This is a genomic window from Hymenobacter terricola (assembly GCF_017921975.2).
Classification (GTDB): domain Bacteria; phylum Bacteroidota; class Bacteroidia; order Cytophagales; family Hymenobacteraceae; genus Hymenobacter; species Hymenobacter terricola.
Genome location: NZ_JAGEMO020000004.1, coordinates 318,182 through 335,954, shown reverse-complemented (window position 1 = coordinate 335,954; position 17,773 = coordinate 318,182). Strand labels below are relative to the sequence as shown.

General features: G+C 59.2%; 19 protein-coding genes. 9 read left to right on the top strand and 10 right to left on the bottom strand.

What is annotated here, in order from left to right:
* The first annotated feature begins 221 nt into the window (after positions 1-221).
* On the top strand, positions 222-662 hold the full coding sequence (locus tag J4G38_RS06485; RefSeq protein ID WP_226163205.1) for a DUF1810 domain-containing protein: 441 nt from the start codon (positions 222-224) through the stop codon (positions 660-662).
* 36 nt (positions 663-698) lie between these two features.
* On the opposite strand, the gene J4G38_RS06480 is transcribed toward J4G38_RS06485, so the two are convergent.
* Positions 699-1,379, bottom strand: a complete 681-nt coding sequence (locus tag J4G38_RS06480; RefSeq protein WP_210515865.1) for a DUF1361 domain-containing protein — start codon at positions 1,377-1,379, stop codon at positions 699-701.
* A gap of 239 nt (positions 1,380-1,618) precedes the next feature.
* On the opposite strand from J4G38_RS06480, the gene J4G38_RS06475 reads away from it, so the two are divergent.
* The 5 genes from J4G38_RS06475 (at position 1,619) to J4G38_RS06455 (ending at position 7,010) form a co-directional block, all read left to right on the top strand.
* The gene (locus J4G38_RS06475; protein ID WP_210515867.1) at positions 1,619-3,358 is read left to right on the top strand and encodes an ABC transporter substrate-binding protein; all 1,740 of its coding nucleotides are present in this window, start codon (positions 1,619-1,621) and stop codon (positions 3,356-3,358) included.
* Between the two features lie 83 nt (positions 3,359-3,441).
* A complete protein-coding gene (gene hemL, locus J4G38_RS06470; RefSeq protein WP_210515869.1) occupies positions 3,442-4,743 on the top strand; it encodes a glutamate-1-semialdehyde 2,1-aminomutase in 1,302 nt (433 codons plus the stop codon).
* A 112-nt stretch (positions 4,744-4,855) separates the two neighbouring features.
* Positions 4,856-5,740, top strand: coding sequence for a hypothetical protein (locus J4G38_RS06465; protein ID WP_210515871.1), 885 nt, complete (start codon positions 4,856-4,858; stop codon positions 5,738-5,740).
* A 54-nt stretch (positions 5,741-5,794) separates the two neighbouring features.
* Positions 5,795-6,334: a dCTP deaminase gene (gene dcd / locus J4G38_RS06460; protein ID WP_210515873.1), complete on the top strand. Its 540-nt coding sequence runs from the start codon at positions 5,795-5,797 to the stop codon at positions 6,332-6,334.
* 130 nt (positions 6,335-6,464) lie between these two features.
* Positions 6,465-7,010 (top strand): hypothetical protein, encoded by a 546-nt coding sequence (locus J4G38_RS06455; protein ID WP_210515875.1) that lies wholly within the window; start codon positions 6,465-6,467, stop codon positions 7,008-7,010.
* Positions 7,011-7,086: 76 nt separating this feature from the next.
* On the opposite strand, the gene gldC is transcribed toward J4G38_RS06455, so the two are convergent.
* From gldC to J4G38_RS06415, 8 genes are all read right to left on the bottom strand, one after another.
* A complete protein-coding gene (gene gldC, locus J4G38_RS06450; protein ID WP_210515877.1) occupies positions 7,087-7,422 on the bottom strand; it encodes a gliding motility protein GldC in 336 nt (111 codons plus the stop codon).
* Positions 7,423-7,558: 136 nt separating this feature from the next.
* Positions 7,559-8,683 (bottom strand): DNA polymerase III subunit beta, encoded by a 1,125-nt coding sequence (gene dnaN / locus J4G38_RS06445; RefSeq protein ID WP_210516369.1) that lies wholly within the window; start codon positions 8,681-8,683, stop codon positions 7,559-7,561.
* A 179-nt stretch (positions 8,684-8,862) separates the two neighbouring features.
* Positions 8,863-10,140, bottom strand: a complete 1,278-nt coding sequence (locus J4G38_RS06440; protein ID WP_210515879.1) for an acyltransferase family protein — start codon at positions 10,138-10,140, stop codon at positions 8,863-8,865.
* A 121-nt stretch (positions 10,141-10,261) separates the two neighbouring features.
* Positions 10,262-10,435 (bottom strand): hypothetical protein, encoded by a 174-nt coding sequence (locus J4G38_RS06435; RefSeq protein WP_210515881.1) that lies wholly within the window; start codon positions 10,433-10,435, stop codon positions 10,262-10,264.
* Positions 10,436-10,577: 142 nt separating this feature from the next.
* Positions 10,578-12,308 carry a gliding motility-associated ABC transporter substrate-binding protein GldG gene (gldG, locus tag J4G38_RS06430; protein WP_210515883.1) on the bottom strand — a complete coding sequence of 577 codons (1,731 nt, stop codon included), beginning with the start codon at positions 12,306-12,308 and terminating at the stop codon, positions 10,578-10,580.
* Entirely contained in the window at positions 12,308-13,033 is a 726-nt protein-coding gene (gldF, locus tag J4G38_RS06425) for a gliding motility-associated ABC transporter permease subunit GldF (RefSeq protein ID WP_210515885.1), read from the bottom strand. Before gldF ends, gldG begins: the two co-directional genes overlap by 1 nt.
* Positions 13,034-13,179: 146 nt before the next feature.
* The gene (gldA, locus tag J4G38_RS06420; RefSeq protein ID WP_210515887.1) at positions 13,180-14,088 is read right to left on the bottom strand and encodes a gliding motility-associated ABC transporter ATP-binding subunit GldA; all 909 of its coding nucleotides are present in this window, start codon (positions 14,086-14,088) and stop codon (positions 13,180-13,182) included.
* A gap of 86 nt (positions 14,089-14,174) precedes the next feature.
* A complete protein-coding gene (locus J4G38_RS06415) occupies positions 14,175-14,867 on the bottom strand; it encodes an SDR family oxidoreductase (protein WP_210515890.1) in 693 nt (230 codons plus the stop codon).
* Positions 14,868-14,909: 42 nt separating this feature from the next.
* Here J4G38_RS06415 and J4G38_RS06410 point away from each other — a divergent pair, with 42 nt between their 5' ends.
* Positions 14,910-15,698: a GIN domain-containing protein gene (locus tag J4G38_RS06410; RefSeq protein WP_226163203.1), complete on the top strand. Its 789-nt coding sequence runs from the start codon at positions 14,910-14,912 to the stop codon at positions 15,696-15,698.
* 30 nt (positions 15,699-15,728) lie between these two features.
* The gene (locus J4G38_RS06405; RefSeq protein WP_210515894.1) at positions 15,729-16,181 is read left to right on the top strand and encodes a hypothetical protein; all 453 of its coding nucleotides are present in this window, start codon (positions 15,729-15,731) and stop codon (positions 16,179-16,181) included.
* On the opposite strand, the gene J4G38_RS06400 is transcribed toward J4G38_RS06405, so the two are convergent.
* A complete protein-coding gene (locus tag J4G38_RS06400) occupies positions 16,176-16,898 on the bottom strand; it encodes an SDR family oxidoreductase (RefSeq protein ID WP_210515895.1) in 723 nt (240 codons plus the stop codon). The genes J4G38_RS06405 and J4G38_RS06400 overlap by 6 nt on opposite strands.
* Positions 16,899-16,999: 101 nt before the next feature.
* On the opposite strand from J4G38_RS06400, the gene J4G38_RS06395 reads away from it, so the two are divergent.
* Entirely contained in the window at positions 17,000-17,731 is a 732-nt protein-coding gene (locus J4G38_RS06395; RefSeq protein WP_210515896.1) for an MlaE family ABC transporter permease, read from the top strand.
* Positions 17,732-17,773: the final 42 nt, after the last annotated feature.

Sequence of the window (17,773 nt, the reverse complement as noted above, 5' to 3'; positions counted from 1 at the left end):
CTACGGCGCGGCTACGAACTGCGGGGCCAGTGGATGGGAACGGAGGAGGCGCTTTGGCACCCTAAAAATCACAAGTGGAGTCCGCAAGCTTGTCCATTTCAGCGAAGCATCAGCTTCTGGTGCGGGCTCGATTTAGCCGCTTTATCGCCGCCCCCACTCAAACGATAGTTGCAATAACCCCGCAACGGCAGCAATTCCCTCACCGTTAATACTCGACTACCATGACAGCGCAAAAAGCTATGACCAGCAACCTGAAAAGATTTACGGACGCGCAAGCCAACGAGTATCAAACCGCCCTGGCAGAAATCAGGAATGGCCGGAAGCGCAGCCATTGGATGTGGTACATCTTCCCCCAAATTCAAGGCTTGGGCGTCAGCGCAACCGCGAAGTTCTACGCTTTAGCCGATGCGCAGGAAGCGGCCGCCTTTCTGGCCCATCCCGTGCTGGGAAGTCGGCTGCTTGAAATTTGCCGCGCATTGCTGGGGCTGGCATCTAATGATGCACACGCCATCCTGGGCAGCCCCGACGACCTGAAACTGAAATCTTCGATGACGCTATTTGCGTCGTTGCAGTCCAATCCCGTGTTTCAGCAGGTGTTAGATAAGTTTTACGGCGGTATTCCGGACGATAAAACCCTGCGCATTCTGGCTGAGCAGGGTTAGGCATCGAATGCCCAACAATGGCAGCGGCACCTTTGGCTACTCCTCGTGCGACCTGCCCAGCAGCCGCACCGTTCCGTACCCCACCAGCAGGAACAACCCAAAAACCAGCGTCACGCCCCAGGTTCCCGGAAAGGAAAACGGGTGCAGCACGCGGTTCACGATGTCGAAGAACAGGGTGAGGGGGTTGGTGAGGATGTCCCAGGAATTGAAGCGCAGGTAGCGGCCCAGGTAAATGCCGAAGCTGCTGAGCAGCAGCGCCACCGTGGCAAAGGCCCAGCCCGACCAGAAGCCCAGCCGCTGCTGTACCAGCCGCTGCATGTCGGAGAGGGAGGCGTAGGCCAGCATTAGCCCGTTCCAGGCGCAGCTCAGGATGAGGGCCAAATCGTACCAGAGCGGCACGCCGGGGCGGGTGTCGAGGTGGAATAAGTCGGTGAGGATGTAGGGCGCGTTGGGGAAGAACAGCAGCCAGGCCGCGCCCACGGGTACCAGCATTCGCGCTTTCAGCGGCCCTCTGGCCGTGCCCAGCATGGTGCTGAGGCCAAACGGAATGAGGGCCAGAAACAGGTTCCAGATGAGAAAAAGGAAGGTGAAGTGTCCCGTCAGGACCACGCGGCCGGCAATCAGCAGGATGCTTAGGGCCACGGATGCGGCCAGCACGAATACCAGCGTGAGCCGGGCACGGGAGAAGGGGAGGCTGGAAAGGGTGGTTGCTTGCATAAGGTTAAAGATACGAGGGCGGCTGCGGTGGTAAAACCACGATTCGGGAAGCACATGAGCGGTGTACCGGACCAGCAGGCGGGGTGAAACAGCCTCGGAATTGGTTGTAATGGGTTTCGAAGGGGTTTTGGCAGCTTTGAACGTTGTTGAAATTCGAAGAGCTTGCTTCGGTGGCCCCCGCGGCATTTATGGCTAATTTTGCCCCGCTTGCCACAGAGGTAGGCAGTTTTATTGGTTCGATGACGTCAATTCTTACGCTGCCGAAGCCGCTTGGGTGGCTGGTGGCCGGCCTGCTCCTGGCCAGCCCCGTACTGGCCCAAACGCCGGCTAAGCCCCGGACTTCTACGCCGCCCGTGGCCGATGCTGCCCTGCGCTACCGCAACGGCAAGTCGCAGCTCGATCAGGGTAACTACGCCGTGGCGCTGCAGCAGCTGGAACCCCTGGCCCAGCCCACTGCCCGCTTCGCCCGCGCGGCCGATGCGGCCTACCTCAGCGCCGTGGCCGCTGCCCGCCTAAAGGAGTGGCCCGAGGCCGAACAGTTGCTTAACCTGCTCCGCACCGAATACCCTTCGTACTCCAACCTGCCCGACGCCCTGTTTTTGCAAGGCCAGGTTTCCTTCGAGCAGGAGGATTTCGACACTGCTCTCAAAGCGCTGACGCTGCTGCCGCCCGATAAGCTGACGTCCGAGCGCGAAGCCATGAAGACCATCTACCTGCCGCGCATCAGGGAGCGCAACACGTGGCTGCGGCTGCTGCGGCGCTACCCCGACGATGCCACCCTGGCCCGCGCCTACGCCGACCACCTCATCGCGGGCGGGGCCTACACCGACGCCGACCGCCCGCAGCTGGATGACATTATCGCCAGGTTCAGCCTCGACCGCGCCCGCTACACCCCGCGCCCCCGCGCAGTTGCAGCAAAGAAAACCAGCTACAACGTGGCCGTGCTGCTGCCCTTCGAGCTGAGCGACCCCAGCTGGCAGAATCTGCGCAAAAACCAGTTCGTTACCGACCTCTACGCCGGCCTGCGCCTGGCCCAGGACAGCCTGCAGCGCGCCGGCCGGCCCATCCAGCTGTTTGCCTACGACACTGGCGCCGACACCCTGACCCTGAAGCAGGTGCTGGCGCTGCCCGAGCTGGCGGGCATGGACCTGCTCATCGGCCCGGTGTACAAATCGGGGGCCAAGCTGCTGAGCCGCTACGCCCGTGACCATCAGATTGTGTGCATCAACCCGCTGTCGCAGGACGGCGCCCTGGTGCTGGATAACCCCTGGCATTACCTGTTTGCGCCCAGCGCAGCTACCCAGGGCCGGGTAGCCGCCGAGTTTGCGGCCAATGCCTTTGGGGTCGGCCGTCCGGCCATTTTGCTGAACGAAGACGGCTACGATGATGTCGCTTTCGCCACATCCTACAAGGCCGCTTACGAAGCGCTGGGAGGCAAATTCAGCGCGGTCCGCCACTTCAATGCGGAGGTAGATGCCGAAGTAACCACCGCCTTCACCGGGCTTGATTTGGCCGGGGCCAGCCACGTCATGGTGGCCTCCGATAACCGCCACACCGGCCCGGTGGCGCTGGCCGCCTTACGCACCACTACCCCCGGCAGCCCGCGCCCGCCGCTGGTGTGCCCCAGCGCCTGGCTCGAAAACCCCCGGCTCGACCTGGGCCAGCTCAGCGCCAACATCTACTTTATCCAGTCCAAATACTTCGACGAAACCGCGCCGGGTTTTCGGCGCTTCCGGCAGCTCTATCTCCTGAGCCAGCACCTGCCGCCGTCCGTCTACGCCAACCAGGGCTTTGAGCTGTTACTGTACTTCGGCAACACGTTGTTCCAGTACGGCCCGGCATTTCAATCTGCCCTGGCCAGCGTGCCCCCCGTGCCCGGTGCCATTTTCGAGGGCCAGAGCTACGTCGGCGGAGCCCACGACAACCAGGTGGTGCCCATCGTCAAGCTGAATAACCTGGAGCTGCAAGTGGTGCGGTAGGGCAGGGGCCAGGGAATACAAGAGCGTCATGCTCCGCGGCGTTCGGCAGGACACTTAAAAACGACTTAGTACTTCAAAAAAATATGCTCAACCTCACCACTTCCGCCGCCCTTTTCGAACGTGCCAAAACCCTGATTCCCGGCGGCGTAAATTCTCCCGTCCGGGCTTTTCGCTCCGTGGGCGGCTCGCCGGTATTCATGCAAAGCGCTGCTGGTGCCTGGCTCACCGACGTGGACGGCAACCGTTACGTCGATTTTATTAACTCCTGGGGCCCGATGATTCTCGGCCACGCGCCGCAAATCGTGCTTGATGCCGTGGCCAAGGCCCTGCCCAATTCGCTCAGCTTCGGCGCGCCCACCCACCGCGAAGTCGAGATGGCCGAATTGATTCGGGAAATGGTACCCAGCATCGAAAAAGTACGGCTGGTTAACTCCGGTACCGAGGCCTGCATGTCGGCCATTCGGGTGGCCCGAGGCTACACCGGCCGCGCCAAAATCATCAAGTTTGAAGGCTGCTACCACGGCCACGCCGATGCCTTCCTCATAGCCGCCGGCAGCGGCGCCCTCACCGCCGGCGAGCCCGACTCGGCCGGCGTAACTACCGGCGTGGCCCAGGACACCCTCACCGCGCCCTACAACGACCTGCCCGCCGTCGAAGCCCTCATCGCGGCCAATCCCGGCCAGATTGCGGCCTTGATTCTGGAGCCAGTAGTGGGCAATATGGGGCTCGTGGCCCCCGCCGAGGGTTTTCTCCAAGGCCTGCGCGAGCTCTGTACCCAGCACGGCATCGTGCTCATTTTCGATGAGGTGATGACCGGGTTCCGCCTCGCCGCGGGTGGCGCCCAGCAACTGTATGGCATCAAAGCGGATATGACGACGCTGGGCAAAATCATTGGTGGCGGCCTGCCAGTGGGCGCCTATGGCGGCCGCGAGGACATCATGAATTGGGTGGCGCCCGTTGGCAAAGTGTACCAGGCCGGCACGCTTTCCGGCAACCCCATGGCCACCGCCGCCGGCATGGCCCAGCTCCGCTACCTGCACGAGCACCCCCAGCTTTACGCCGCCCTCGAAGCCAGCAGTGCCCGCCTCGCCGACGGTACCCGCCAGATTGCCGCCGAGCTGGGCCTGCACTACACCGTGAACCGGGTCGGCTCGATGTTCAGCCTCTTCTTCACCAGCGAGCCGGTGACTAACCTCGACGATGCCAAAAAGTGCGACACGGCGGCCTTTGGCCGCTATTTCCACGCCATGCTGAACCGGGGAATCTACCTGGCGCCCTCCCAGTTTGAGGCCCTGTTCGTATCCACGGCCATCACTGATGAGCTGGTGGAAATGTACCTGACCGCCTGCCGCGAATCGTTGGTAGAAGCCCATAGCGCAAAGTAGCGCGAAGTTTAAAAACCAAGTCTCGCGAAGGCAAACGGCTCACAAATACCGGTTTGCCTTCGCGAGACTCAATTTTTAAACTTCGCGAAACCTTGCGCTTTACCTTTGCTCCATGGTAAAACCGATTTTTCTATTCTTTCTGCTCTTGCTGGGGCCGCTGGTCCATGCCGAAACGCCCGCCCAGGCCAACAAGCGCCTCTTCGATAAAACCGTCGACGAGCTGAATTTTCGGACCATGGAAACGGTGTACGACAAGTCATTCACCCGCGGCAAGTTTCCCATCACGCTGCGTACCGCTGCCGCCCGCCGCGACTTCGACGGCTTCGGCACCAATACGGGCCTCAAGCAGCTGTTTCTGAATTATAACGGCATTGCGGAGCGGTTCAAAAACCGCTACGGCAACGGTCCCAACACGCTGGCTGAATTTGATAAACAACTTAAATCGGTGCTGCTGGATAAGAACTTTGAGTTCTTTATTCACAACCTGCCGCGCGACGAGCGGGTGGCCCTCGTCCGGGCCGAGCAGCGCCTCATTCAGCAAGCCGCGGCCCAGTTCAACGATTCCGGCGCGCCGGCCGATGCCGCCGTGCCCCCGGCCGATGCCGATGCCCAGCCCGAAGCGCCCGTAGCCGCGCCCCTCACCACCCACGACGATGCCGCCCCGGCGGCGTCCAACGACGAGCAGCCGCTTTCGTCGGCGCCCATTAACGCTACCGCGGCCGGGCCCGCGCCGCAACACGACTGGCTCGACTATTTCACGCTGCTCCTGAGCCTGGGCAGCTTTGTGCTGCTGCTGTACCTCGCTACCAGCGTGTTGCCAGCCCTCAGCCGCCGCATCAACAACCTTGCTGCCGACCCGGAGCCCGAACCTGAGCCCCGCAGCCTGGCCAGCCGGCTGCGTCCCAACCGCTCGCAGGGCCTGCAGGAAGACCGGTACGACGAGGACGAGGACGACATCGAGCCCGCCGATTCGGCGCGGCAGCACGACGACGATTAACGCCCGGGTTCGCTTCTGCGCCACAAGCCCGCATTCAATACTCAGCACCACCCCATGATTCTTACCGACCAGCAAATCCTCGCTGAAATCGAAAAAGGCACCATTGTTATCGAGCCCTACGACCGCAGCTGCCTGGGCACCAATTCCTACGATGTGCACCTGGGCCAGTACCTGGCCACCTACCGCGACAAGGTGCTGGATGCCCGCCGGCACAACGAAATCGACACTTTTGAAATCCCCGAAACCGAAGGGTTTGTGCTCCAGCCCGGCCAGCTTTACCTCGGCGTAACGCAGGAGTACACCGAAACCCACGCCACCGTGCCCTTCCTCGAAGGCAAGAGCAGCGTGGGCCGTTTGGGCATCGATATCCACGCCACCGCCGGCAAGGGCGACGTGGGCTTTTGCAATCATTGGACGCTGGAAATCAGCGTGTCCATGCCCGTGCGAATCTACCGTTTCATGCCCATCGGCCAGCTGATTTACTTCACCGTGCAGGGCAATGTGGAAACCCTTTACAATCGCAAGCAGAACGCTAAATACAACGACCGCACCGACAAGCCAGTGGAGTCAATGATGTGGAAAAACAAGTGGTAGAATATTCGGGCCGCTTAATGCATCTCCAATAAACCCGAACCGATAGCACGGTTTCTTCGTTAAATTGAGTCACTGGACCGCCGGTAACTGGCCTGGTCCTTGCGTAAGTGTACGTTGAAACCCTACGACAATGACTACGAAAACTGCTTTTGCTTCTCTAATCCTGGCTCTGTTGGCCGATGCCGCTTCTGCCCAGCAAGCCCCCAACAACACGGTGGCCGTGCAGGATAAAACCCAGTCCAGCCCCCGCCTGAACCCCGTGCAGGCCCGCGCCGACCGCCTGAGCAACCAAATGGTGCGCGACCTGCGCCTCAATAATTACCAGGCCACCAAGCTCCGGGCCATCAACGCCGACAAGGTTGCCAAGATGGCTGCCATCGAGCGCAGGAATGCGGGCAACCAGCGGCTGATTGACGAGCAGTGCAACGGCGTGTGCAAGGAGCGCGACCAGGAGTTACAAGCAGTGCTCAGCAACGAGCAATACAGCAGCTACTTTGGCTCCCGGGCCAATTACTACAAGTACGACAAGGATTTTGCCAGTCAATCGGCCAGCATCCTGCTCACAAATGCGGTGCAAAACCCGGCGCCACTTCGTGCCAACGATGCATCGGTTGCCCCGGCTAGCACCCGGCCCGTCAGCCGCCCGGCTGGCAACCTGGGCCGCAACGCCCGCTAATTTTTAGTCCCACCAGGTAAAGAGCAAAAAAAGCCCTTCGCACATCGTGCGAAGGGCTTTTTTTGCTCTTTGGAATCTAGCTGTCCTGCTCCTGCCGGTCCAGATAGTCCGACAATTCCTTGCAAAGTGCCCGCATCTTGGCGGCCATCTCCTTGTCGTTGGTGGCCGTCACAATGTTCTCGGCCATCGAGCCGATGTTGTCCACGCAAAAGCGCTTCATCTCATCAATCGGCATGTCCTTGGTCCAGAGGTCAATTTTCATGGTGCCCACCTGCTCCCGGTCCCATAGCGCAATGTTGATGGCCTTGGCGAAGTGAATATCCGGCCCCGCATCGGTGGCCGACCAGCTAATGGCCTCGGGTACTTTGTTGTCGTCGAGAGCAATGCTGAAACGTATTTCTGATTTTTTCATGAGTTGTTAGAGGAAAAGCAGAACGTCATGCTGAGCGCAGTCGAAGCATCTCGCGTGCGGCAGTAATGAATTACTTGCGCGGTAGAGATGCTTCAACTGCGCTCAGCATGACGTTCTGAGTAAGCGCAATAAAGAATTAAACGTAATTGTTCAGCATCACCGGCATCACCAGCATCAGAATGCTTTCGTTTTCATCCGGCGTGGTGGGCATCAGTAGGCCGGCGCGGTTGGGCGTGCTCAGCTCCAGGGTGATTTCCTCGGAGTCGATGTTCGCCAGCATTTCGAGCAGGAAGCGGGCGTTGAAGCCGATTTCCATGTCCTCGCCGTCGTACTGGCAGCTCAGCGTTTCCTTGGCTTCGTTGCTAAAATCCAGGTCCTCGGCCGAAACCACCAGCTCCGAGCCGGTCAGGCGCAGGCGCACCTGGTGGGTGGTTTTGTTGGAGTAGATGCTGATGCGGCGCACCGAATTCAGCAGCTCGGCGCGGTTGATGATGAGCTTGTTGGGATTGCTCACCGGAATCACGTTTTCGTAGTCCGGGTAGCGCTCGTCAATCAGGCGGCACACGAGGCGCATCTGGTTGAAGGAGAAGAAAGCGTTGCTCTGGTTAAACTCCATCTTCACCGGCGTGGCCTCCGAGGGCAACGTGCCTTTCAGCAGGTTAAAGGCTTTGCGCGGGATGATGAGGTTGGCGGTTTGGCCCGCGCCCACATCCTGGCGGCGGTAGCGCAGCAGGCGGTGCCCGTCGGTAGCCACGAAGGTCACCTGCGAGTCGGCCAGCTGCACGAGGATGCCGGTCATGGCCGGGCGCAGCTCGTCGGTGCTCACCGCGAAGATGGTTTTGTTGATGGCCCGCGCCAGCGACGACGACGGCATCTCAATCGGGGCTGAGCCCTTCACCACCGGCACGCGGGGGAAGTCGGCGGCATTCTCGCCGGCCAGCTTGTAGCGCCCGTTGGCCGAGCTGATTTCGATGGTGTAGGTTTCCTCGTCCAGCGTGAAGGTCACGGGCTGGTCGGGCAGGTTCTTGAGGGTATCGAGCAGGATGCGGGCCGGCGCGGCAATGCGGCCGGTATCGCGGGCCTCCACGGGCAGCTCGGTAATCATGCTCGTCTCCAGGTCGGAGGCGGTGATGGTGAGCTTGCCGGCCTCAATCTCAAAGAGAAAGTTCTCCAGAATGGGCACCACGGGGCTGTTCGTAACCACGCCGTTGATGCTTTGCAGCTGCTTGAGCAGCGCGGAGGATGATACGATGAATTTCATGGTGCGAGGCTGGGGATTGGGGTTGGCGGGGGGCAAAGATAGGGGGTGGGGTTGGGGTTTGGAAGAGGCGCGGAGGACTTGCCGGTGATGGTTGGGACGCAGCGTATTATTGCCCCCTTTAATTCTCTTAAATGTGAGGCATTGCATGGATGCAGATGCCAGACTTCGAGGGGTTTATATCAGCCGATTATCTCCTTTGCCCAAGGCTGGAACTTGCGTTCCAAAAACCAGCCGGCTGCCAGCACAATGCCCAAATACAGACTGCACCGCAACAGGAATGTGAGGGAAGAGCCGCTGAATATTTCTACATGCTGGAAAAGCATTATTAGCGGAAAATGAATAATGTAAATCCCATATGAAATGCTGCCCAGAGGAATTAATTTGGTTAGTGACCATTTAGCCGCGGCATCCCATTTGCCTTGTGTTACATAAATGAATAGTGCAGCGGCATAAAAGAGGGTAGGAATAAATACCGTGTCAAACAGTTGCTGGTCATGTATTTTCCCGGATACGAAGTAAGTTGCCAAATAGAGCCCTGGTACTAAAAACGCGAGATGTTCGACCCATACCAGCCCGGGCATTGTCCGATTGGTAAAACGAAGCAGCAATGGCAAACAAAATAAGAGGGAAGAAAAATCGGAGAAAAGGATGGCGCGCTCAAACCATGTCGATGTCATTGTTGGGAGCACATTCAAATTAGTCCGCTCTAATAGGCTGATACCTAAATTCATTCTGCCATAGCATAGCATTAGTAGCAGAAAGGATAGCAGCACCCCGTGTTTAAAGGGCTTGTCCAAACGTTGCTGTTCAGATAGCATAACGCCAATTAGCCAGAAGCATGCTCCATAACTATAGGAGACCAGTACCTGAGGCATGCCAGGAATGAATCGGCAGGCAATGCTAAATGCCACGCAAGCAAGTGCTACTACGCCGGGACGCCATTGATAGGCCGACAGTACCAGGTAGAGGAGATAGTAAACTACTTCATAGCTCAAAGACCAAAGTGGGTCGTTGTTGCTTAGAACTGGTGTGAACAACACCTGGCCAAAAATAAGGTGTAAGCCAATGGTCTTAAAACTAAAATACTGATGAAATATGGCAGCTAAAGCAACAGATAATAGAATCGAAACAAGGTAAAGCGGATAAAGTCGAACAAATCTTTTCTTTAGATACACTCGCCGAGCAATGTTTGTTGTAATCGGTTTAGAATTGCTTAAGCCAATTACGTATCCGGAAAGAATGAAAAACACCAAGACACTAATGTGCCCAGGAGGGCTGTACTGCCAAATTCCAGTTAAGGGATAATGAGGGTCGAGATTATATGTATTACTTATTATATGGCTTAGTATTACAATTAGTGCTGCCAAGCCACGCAGACCTTCGAGTTGATTATCAAAAATAGAACGATGATTTATAGAACTATCAAGCTTGATTGTTTGATGAAGTTGTTGTTGCATTTGCTAATTACGCATCCACTGTCAAAGCCCGAATAGGAAGAATAAGTGGAGCTTTAGTGAAAATAGATTTCTGCTTTAGTCGGCAGCAGGCGATGCCAATTGAATGACAAAACTACTGACATTACAGGCTAAACCCCGCATCGCGCCGCTTGCGCCGCCACGCCCGCACGGCCCCGAACAACCCCAGCAGTATCAGCGGCGCGCCCAGGTTCAGCCGCTGCCAGCGGCGGCGCTGCTCGGCCAGCTTCACTTTGGCGAGTGAGCGGGTAATAACTAGCTCAAATGCCCGTAACACGGTTTTCAGGCACCTAAAGAAAAATGTTGGTGTCCGTAACACGGTTTTCAGGCACCTAAAGAAAAATGTTGGCCTCTGAAAATCTGACGGCCGATTGCTACAACCATTTCAAGGTCGAAATAAGTAGGGCTAAGGGACCGTGCTACGCCCCAAAAGAGGCATAGCGCCGCTTGCGCCGCCACGCCCGCACGGCCCCGAACAACCCTAGCAGCACCAGCGGCGCGCCCAGGTTCAGGAGCTGCCAGCGGCGGCGCTGCTCGGCCAGCTTCACTTTGTCGAGGGGGCGGAGGGTGATTTGCTTGCCGCGCACGGCAATTAGGCCGGTTTCGTCGAGCAGGTAGTCGGTGGCGTTCAGGACCAGCTCGCGGTTGGCGAATTCGGTGTTGGCGAGGCGGTCGAAGCCCAGGCGGTAGGGGTTGCCGGTTTTGGGGTCGATTTCGGAACGGATGAAGTCGCCATCGGACAGCACCAGGACTTTGCTGGGCTTGGCGGTGGGCGATTTCTCGGGCTGGAATTGCAGGGTGCCGGGCCGGGCGCGGTTGGCGAAGAGCGAGGTAAACTGGCCTTCGAGCAGGTAGGCCACCGGCTGGAAGCCTTTCTGGTAGAGCTTGGGATTAGGCTCCAGGCGGGCGTCGTTGAAGTTGATGGGCACCGGCGCGGGCAGCACGCGGGTATAGCGCGAGGTGGTCATCAGCGCAGTTTTGCGGATGCCGGTGGCCTTCACCGTGTCGAGGTTGCCGGTGAATTTCAGGTACACCGCGTCGAGGTTGCGGGTGATGGGGTGGGGGCTGAACTTGTTGATGAGCGGGTAGAGCTGCCAGGGCAGGGGCTCGATTTTGGGCTTGTTGCCGTCCATGCCAGTCACGAGCGGGATTTGGCCGCTGTTCAGGTCGAGCAGCAGGTTCTGGTTCAGCCGCAGGCCGTATTTGAAGAACAGGTCGTCGAGGTTGAGGTTGTAGGGCGTAGCTAGCGCGACACCATTTCGGGCCACACTGTCAAGGTCCACGCGCAGGGCATCGACGAAGAACAGCGCCCGGCCGCCCTGGGTGATGAACTGGTCGAGCTTGAATTTGTCGTCTTCGGAATAAGGCGTTTTGGGCTGGGCCACCACGATGGCATCGAGCGCACTTAAGTCCTTCACCTTGCTGAGCGTGACGCGGAACACATCGTACTGCTGCTGCCAGGTGCCGAGCATGTCGCCGGCCTGCGCGTTGGTGAGCTCGCCGTGGCCTTCCACCACGCCGATGCGCTTGCGCAGGGCCGGCACCAGCGTGCGGATGGTGCTGGCCAATTCATATTCCAGTCCCTCAATGCTTTGGTTGAGGCGCACATCGGCCGCAGCGGTTTGGTTGCCGCGCAGCAGCAGCACGTTCTTATCGTGCCCGCCCACGCTCACCACCGCCCAGGGAAAGATGATTTTCTCGACGCGCTTGCCATTTTCGGTGGCGCCGAGGTTGGTGGGTTTCAGGCCCTTTTTGACGAGCGAGCCGTAGAACTGGTTACGGGCGGCTTCGGTACCGGCCGCGCTGGGGTCGATGAAAATGTAGTTAAGATTAGCCCCGCCGTATACCTGAAATTCGGTCAGGGTTTCGCGCACGCCCTGCTCCAGGCGGCGGAAGGCGGGGGGGAAATCGCCGGTGAGGTAGACCGTGATGGTGACCGGCTGCTTGAGGTCGCGCAGCAGCTTTTTGGTGGCGTCGGACATCGTGTAGCGCTTTTCCTCGGTCAAATCGAGCCGGAAGAAGAAGCGCTGGGCCGTGAAATTGAAGAGCAGCAACAAGCCTACTATCGCGGCAAATTGCAGCAGGTCGCGCTGCTTGCGGGAGGGTGGAACCGGAGCCGCTACCGGCGAATTCGTCAACGTATTTTCCATTACCAATTCCGGCTCCGAAGTACCAGCCGGGTAGCTTGCAGGGCCACTGCAACTACGCTGAAGAAATAAACCAAGTCCCGCGAGTCAATCAAACCCTTGCTCAAATCGCGGTAATGCGCCGCAATGCCCAGCTGGCTCACGTAATATGCCGGGCTGCCTTCCAGCACTGAGGCGAGTGAATCGAACCCCGAATAAATCAGGAAGCAGCCCACCACCGCCACCAGAAACGCAATAATCTGGTCCCGCGTGAGGGCCGAAGCCAGGATGCCAATGGCCGCGAATACTGCCGCCAGCAATGCCAAACCTAAGTAGGAGCCGACGGTAGCTGCCGAGTCAATATTGCCTTCCGGACTGCCCAATTCATACACCGAGAAATAATAGAGCAGCGTCGGAATTAAGGCCAACAAAGCCAGTAAAAAACACGCCAGATATTTGCCGCCAATTATCTGCCCATCGGTGAGCGGCCGGGTTAAGAGCAATTCGATGGTGCCGGCCTTCTTCTCCTCCGCGAAGGTGCGCATGGTGATGGCCGGAATCAGGAACAGGAATATCCACGGGGCCAGCGAAAACAGCGTTTGCAGGTCGGCGTAGCCGTAATCCAGCACGCTGCTGTCGGGGAATACCCAGACGAACAGGCCGGTGGCAATCAGAAAAACCCCCAGCACGACGTAGGCGACCGGGGAATTCAGGAAAGCGTTGAATTCTTTTTGAAGGATTGTTAGCATAGGGCGTGGAAGCCGGTAATTAGAACGTCATGCAGCAAGAACGTCATGCAGAGCGTAGCGAAGCATCTCGCGTGTGGTAGTAATTCAATGGCGATGGAACGAGGCAAGCGAGATGCTTCGCTGCGCTCTGCATGACGTTCGAAATATTACTTCGTCAACTCCCCAAACACCTCTTCCAAGCTCTGATGCTCCTGCCGCAGCCCCAGCAGAATCCAGCCTTCCTGCCCGGCGAGGCGCGACACGGCGGCGCGCACATCCACGCCCGGCGCGGTACGGAGCAGGACCGCGCCATCGGGCGCGGCCTCCACGTGGCGCACGCCGGGGAGTTGGGCCAGCTTGCTCGTATCTACCGCGCCTTCGAACTCGGCGCGGACGATGGTTTCGCCGGCGGCGCGGGCGGCCAGCTCGGCCACGGGGCTGTCAGCCACCAGCTTGCCCCGGCTGATGATGAGCACGCGGGAGCACAGGGCCGTGACTTCGGGCAGAATATGGGTGCTGAAAATGACGGTCTTGTCCTCGCCCACTTCGCGGATGAGCTGGCGAATTTCCAGAATCTGATTAGGGTCGAGGCCGGTGGTGGGCTCGTCGAGGATGAGCACGTCGGGGTCGTGGATGAGGGCCTGGGCGAGGCCCACGCGCTGCCGGTAGCCCTTGCTGAGCGCGCCGATTTGCTTGTTCTGCTCGCGGCTCAGGCCCACGCGGCGCACCAGCTCGGCCACGCGGTTGCGCAGGCCGGAGCCCCGCAATCCGTGCACCGAGCCAATGAATTCGAGGTACTCGTGCACGTACATATCCAGGTAGAGGGGGTTGTGCTCGGGCAGGTAGCCGAGGTGGCGGCGTACCGAAAGGCTGTCAACGAGCACGTCGTAGCCGGCCACGCGCACGGTGCCGGCGGTGGGCGGGAGGTAGCCGGTGGCAATCTTCATCGTGGTGCTCTTGCCCGCGCCGTTTGGCCCAAGGAAGCCCACGATTTCACCCTTACCCGCCGTGAAGCTGATGTTGTCCACGGCGTTCTGGGTGCCGTAGGTTTTGGTCAGGTGCTCTATTTCTACCATTGGAGGTTAGTTGTCAGTTAGTAGTTGTCAGTCGTTCGCCTGCCACATCATCAGAACCTGACAACTGACAACGAGCAACCAACCGCTCATTTCACCTGCGCCGGCCGCAATTGAATTTCGGAAATCATGGTCGTGTCCGGCGCTTCAATGGCATGCACGATGGCGTCGGCAATGGATTCCGGCGTCATCTTATGTGGATTGGGCGTGGCACCGGGCTCGTTGCCGTTGAAGTTGGTTTCGACCGAACCGGGCATAATGCACGTGACGCGAATGCCGTTTGGCCGCACTTCCTTAAACAGCGAATCGGAAAAGCCGCGCACGGCGAATTTGGTGGCGCAGTAACCCGACATCCCGGCGGTGCCCGTCGTGCCGGCCAGCGAGGCCACGTTCACGATATGGCCAGCGTGCTGGCGCTTCATCTGCGGGAGTACGGCGCGGGTGCACAGGAAAGTGCCCAGCACATTGGTGTCGAACATCGTTTTCCAGTCTTCCGTTTTGAAGCCGTCGACGTCGCCCATAATGCCTAGGCCGGCGTTGTTCACCAGGACATGGATTTCCGGGCCCAGCTCGCGCTGGGTGTTCGTGAAGGCTTCGGTGATGGAATGCTCATCCTGCACATCGCACTCAAAAAATTGGAACCGGTCGTGCACCAGGCCTTCGGGGGCGGAGCGGGCCCAGCCGGCCACGGCGGCGCCCCGCGCCAGCAGCGCTTCCACGGTGGCGCGGCCAATTCCTTTGCTCGCGCCGGTCACGATGGCGATTTTACCGGTGAGGTCCATTTATCTTTGGGGAAAGTAAGGCTGAATATGCGCGACACGAGTTTGCGGCCGCAAGTTAGCGGCCTGGGTTGGTTTGGGGTGTTGCGCGGGCTGGGCCGCGCCGGGCTGGGGCTGGCGCTGGCAGCGGGGTTGAGCACCTGCGGCCCCGGCCACGGCACCGATTGCCTCAAAAGCACCGGCACCATCATCACCCAACGCCGCGAGGTGGCCCCCGGCCTCGTCACCGTCACGGCCTTCGATAATGTGGACCTGCGCCTGGTGCAAGACACCCAAACCTACGCCGAAGTGAGGGCGGGCGAAAACCTGATAAGTGACATCACCCTCACGCGCAACGGCAACGCGTTAGAAATTAACAACACCAGCACCTGCAACTGGGCCCGCAGCTACGACACGCCCCGCGAGGTAACGTTGCACCTGCCGCACATCAAAAATGTTTTCCTGCGCGGGCAGGGCAATGGCAGCACCGTGGGCCAGTTCGCGCAGGACAGCCTATTTGTTCACCTCGTAGGGGCCGGCGACTACGACCTCAACCTGAATGCTACTTACCTCAACATCGACCAATACGAGTTGGGCGACGTGACCCTGAGCGGCACCATCGCCGAGATGAATTTCACCGTGGGCGGTTCCGGCCGGCTCTTTGCCCAGGGCCTGGCCTTACGCCGCTGCTACTTCAACATGACGCGCGACAGCGACGGCGATGCCCACGTACGGGTCACGGAGGCGCTGTATGGCACCGTGGCGGGAGCAGGTACGCTGTATTACCACTTCAGTGGCCTGCCAGCCAGCATAGGCATCAACGTGACTGGCAAAGGCGGAAAGAAAGTAGAGTAAAGCGCGCCAAACAAGTATTTTTCTTCCTGAATGGACCTTATCGATTTCCACTTTGCATCAGCAATTGCCTTGGCATATGCCGTGCTGAAATGGTTGCTGATGGGTCTTATGGTGTCCTCCAGCCGCATCTGGAACTACACCGGATTTGCAGCGCCGCTCGTAGTGGGCATCCTGCTGTTGGGTGTGGGAGTGGTATTCAAAATCGAACACTGGGCCTTTGGCCGCGAATTGTTATTCCTGGGAGCAGCCCTGTTTGTCGCCGTTTACGGCTGGTGGTGCTACGCGAAAAAACACCGGAACCTGCTGGATTACCTTAAGCTGATGTGGGTGATTGGTGTGGGAGCCACGGTGCTGGCCTTAGCCGTGTGGCCAGCATTGATTCAGTCCGTTGCTGGCTGTACGGAGGCGTTATTCTGGGCAATGGGGCTGCTTTTCGTGCACAAGCGCTGGATTCGCCGCCCAGACCCTACCGCCAACCTATAAATCCCCGAGCTGCGGCCTAATCAACAGCTCCTCCACCACGGCATGGGGCGACATGGAATAGGCTGAAAACACGGCCTCAGCCACGTCCTCAGCCTGCACAAAGCGCTCCGGTGGCAGGGCCACGCCCGCCCAGCTGGCCGTGAGCGTGGGGCCGGGCAGCACGGCCGTCACGCGCACGCCGCTGGCTTTCAGCTCCTCACGCAGGTTTCTGGTGAAGCCCAGCAGGGCGTGCTTGGCAATGCCGTAGGAGCCGCCGTTGGGGTAGGCCGTGCTGCTGGCCGTGGAGCAAATGGTGAAGATGTGCCCGCGGCCCCGCGCAATGAGGCCCGGCAGCAGCGGCAGGGTCACGTCGTAGGCGCTGAGCAGGTTCACGGCCAGCATCTGGCGCAGCTGCGAGCCGTCGGCGGGCTCGTCCTGCAGCCGGCCGGGAAGGAATGCGCCCGCGTTGTTCACCAGTGCTTCTACCGGCGAGCCCAGCGCCAGCACAAACGCCGCGAAACGAACACAATCGGCTTGCTGGCTGAGGTCGGCGGGCAGGGTGTGGAGCGTGGCGCCGGGAACTTCGGCCACCATTTCGGTTGTGAGAACAGCCAAGTCGGCCGCCGAACGGGCGCAGGTGGCTACCGGGAAGCCGGCCCGCACAAAGCGCGACACTACCGCCCGACCAATACCTTTGCTGCCGCCGGTCACGACAATTAAATTTTCGTTCGTTTGCACTGTGTCTGGTTGGTTTTACGTAAGGTGGCAAAGCGCCCTGGCTAGCTGCAAAGCGCAACATTTTCGCCCAAACTTCGGTTTTTATTCTTCAATAGTTTCCCATGCTCAAAACTTTCGGCTCGTTCGTCCTCTTCCTGCGCGGCATGGTTTCGCGCACCGAGCGGTTCAGCGTACTGTGGAACCGCACCATCGACGAAGCCATTCTCATCGGCGTCGATTCGATAGTCATCGTCTCCATCGTGTCGGCCTTCATCGGGGCCGTGACCTGTGTGCAAATTGCTTACAACCTTACCAATCCGCTCATCCCGCAGTCCACCATCGGCTACATGGTGCGCGAAATGACCATTCTGGAGCTGGCGCCCACCATCACCAGCATCGTGCTGGCGGGCAAGGTGGGCAGCAGCATCGCCGGCGGTTTGGGCACCATGCGCATCACCGAGCAGATTTCGGCACTGGAAGTTATGGGCATCAACTCCACTTCCTACCTCGTGTTGCCGCGCATTCTGGCGGCATTGCTCATGTTTCCGCTGCTGGTGATTCTGGCCATGCTGCTGTCCATTTTGGGCGGCTACCTGGCCGGCACGCTCACCGGCGTCATGACGGCCCAGGACTACATCGAAGGCATTCGCACCGATTTTGTGCCCTACAACATCGTTTTTGCCCTCATTAAAGCCGTGGTGTTTGCCTTCCTCGTATCCGGCATTTCGGCGTTCAAAGGCTACTACACCACCGGCGGCGCCCTCGAAGTAGGGGCGGCCAGCACCGGGGCTGTTACCAACTCCATCATCGCCATCCTGATTGCCGATTTCGCCCTTGCGGCCCTGCTTCTCTGATTTAGTTGTCCGTTGCTCGTTGTCCGTTTTCTGCATTGATGA

Bases quoted from the DNA above. Each gene is read 5' to 3' on its own strand.
- J4G38_RS06485 (WP_226163205.1), top strand. From the start codon at position 222: ATGACAGCGCAAAAAGCTATGACCAGCAACCTGAAAAGATTTACGGAC.
- J4G38_RS06480 (WP_210515865.1), bottom strand. From the start codon at position 1,379: ATGCAAGCAACCACCCTTTCCAGCCTCCCCTTCTCCCGTGCCCGGCTC.
- J4G38_RS06475 (WP_210515867.1), top strand. From the start codon at position 1,619: ATGACGTCAATTCTTACGCTGCCGAAGCCGCTTGGGTGGCTGGTGGCC.
- hemL (WP_210515869.1), top strand. From the start codon at position 3,442: ATGCTCAACCTCACCACTTCCGCCGCCCTTTTCGAACGTGCCAAAACC.
- J4G38_RS06465 (WP_210515871.1), top strand. From the start codon at position 4,856: ATGGTAAAACCGATTTTTCTATTCTTTCTGCTCTTGCTGGGGCCGCTG.
- dcd (WP_210515873.1), top strand. From the start codon at position 5,795: ATGATTCTTACCGACCAGCAAATCCTCGCTGAAATCGAAAAAGGCACC.
- J4G38_RS06455 (WP_210515875.1), top strand. From the start codon at position 6,465: ATGACTACGAAAACTGCTTTTGCTTCTCTAATCCTGGCTCTGTTGGCC.
- gldC (WP_210515877.1), bottom strand. From the start codon at position 7,422: ATGAAAAAATCAGAAATACGTTTCAGCATTGCTCTCGACGACAACAAA.
- dnaN (WP_210516369.1), bottom strand. From the start codon at position 8,683: ATGAAATTCATCGTATCATCCTCCGCGCTGCTCAAGCAGCTGCAAAGC.
- J4G38_RS06440 (WP_210515879.1), bottom strand. From the start codon at position 10,140: ATGCAACAACAACTTCATCAAACAATCAAGCTTGATAGTTCTATAAAT.
- gldG (WP_210515883.1), bottom strand. From the start codon at position 12,308: ATGGAAAATACGTTGACGAATTCGCCGGTAGCGGCTCCGGTTCCACCC.
- gldF (WP_210515885.1), bottom strand. From the start codon at position 13,033: ATGCTAACAATCCTTCAAAAAGAATTCAACGCTTTCCTGAATTCCCCG.
- gldA (WP_210515887.1), bottom strand. From the start codon at position 14,088: ATGGTAGAAATAGAGCACCTGACCAAAACCTACGGCACCCAGAACGCC.
- J4G38_RS06415 (WP_210515890.1), bottom strand. From the start codon at position 14,867: ATGGACCTCACCGGTAAAATCGCCATCGTGACCGGCGCGAGCAAAGGA.
- J4G38_RS06405 (WP_210515894.1), top strand. From the start codon at position 15,729: ATGGACCTTATCGATTTCCACTTTGCATCAGCAATTGCCTTGGCATAT.
- J4G38_RS06395 (WP_210515896.1), top strand. From the start codon at position 17,000: ATGCTCAAAACTTTCGGCTCGTTCGTCCTCTTCCTGCGCGGCATGGTT.